This is a genomic window from Mesorhizobium sp. M2A.F.Ca.ET.067.02.1.1, from assembly GCF_004023285.1.
Classification (GTDB): Bacteria; Pseudomonadota; Alphaproteobacteria; order Rhizobiales; family Rhizobiaceae; genus Mesorhizobium.
Genome location: NZ_RZSB01001154.1, coordinates 1 through 1,210 on the forward strand (window position 1 = coordinate 1; position 1,210 = coordinate 1,210).

General features: G+C 68.2%; 2 protein-coding genes. One reads left to right on the forward strand and one right to left on the reverse strand.

Annotated elements, in window-relative coordinates:
- Positions 1–435, reverse strand: a 435-nt coding sequence (locus EOA28_RS36315) for a transglycosylase domain-containing protein (RefSeq protein WP_189342396.1), incomplete at its 3' end; no start/stop codon positions are given.
- 128 nt (positions 436–563) lie between these two features.
- Between EOA28_RS36315 and EOA28_RS36320 the strand changes: the two genes are divergently transcribed.
- On the forward strand, positions 564–1,210 hold a 647-nt coding region (locus EOA28_RS36320; protein ID WP_128315870.1), incomplete at its 3' end, for a polyprenyl synthetase family protein.

Consider the following 1,210-nt stretch of genomic DNA (forward strand, 5'->3'; position numbering starts at 1 on the left):
GAAATAGACGGCCAAAGGCAGCTCGACGACCTTGCGCACGCTGCCAAGCGGCCGCGACCACAGGAAAAGGTTCTTCACCGTCTGCATGGTGATGGTGGAGGCGCCGCGCGTCGCCTCGCCGGCTAGCGCGTCATCGACCACGCCGCGCAATTCGCCCAGATCGACGCCGCGATGGAAGCAGAACTGCCCGTCTTCCGACATGATCACCGAATGCGCCAGCACGGGCGCCACGTCATCGATCGACACCCAGCGCCGGTCGTAGCCGGAGAAGGTCGCGAGGTCCTTCAGCATCAGGGTCGAGACCGGATGCACGAAGGACGGCAGGTAGAGGAAGGTGAGCACGACCGGAATGGCCGCCAGCACGAGCGCGACGACCAGGCAGCGCCGGCCGATGCGCCTCAGACTGGCGCGGCTCAGGCGCCGCGAGCGCGCCATGTCCAGCCCTTCGCTTCCATGTTCGACGATCGGTTCCGTCAAGCCGTCCCACCCGTGCCTCGCCCCCTCCGGCATAAAGGCGCGCGCCTGCTTGCGCAATGTCTGAGTGTCGGCTACCGGTCCCGGCCATGAGCAAAGACGACCAGATCGCCTTCGAAACCGCGCTTTTCCTGCGCGCCGCTGCCGTCGAGACCGAGCTGCGCCGGATTCTCGACGTGCGTCCGCTCACCGGTGAGATCGCGCGGCCCGAGCGCCTGATGGCGGCGATGCGGCATGGCGTGCTCAACGGCGGCAAGCGGCTGCGGCCTTTCCTGGTCATGGAAAGTGCCGCGCTGTTTTCGGCCGACAATGACGCGGCGTTGCGCGTCGCCGCGGCGCTCGAATGCGTGCATTGCTATTCGCTGATCCATGACGACCTGCCTTCCATGGACGACGACGATCTGCGGCGCGGCCAGCCGACCGTGCACAAGGCCTTCGACGAGGCCACCGCCATCCTCGCCGGCGACGCGTTGCTGACTTTGGCTTTCGACATCATTGCCGACGAGGCGACAGCCTTGCCTGCCGACCGTCGGGTGGCGCTCGTGCTGGCGCTCTCGCGCGCGGCCGGCGCCGGCGGCATGGTCGGCGGCCAAATGTTCGACCTAGAAGCTGAGCGCAACCGGCCGGACGAGGCCGGCATCATCACGTTGCAGGCGATGAAGACCGGCGCGCTGATCCGCTTCGCCTGCGAGGCCGGCGCGATCGTCGCCGGCGCGCCGGCGGCCGACCGCGAGCG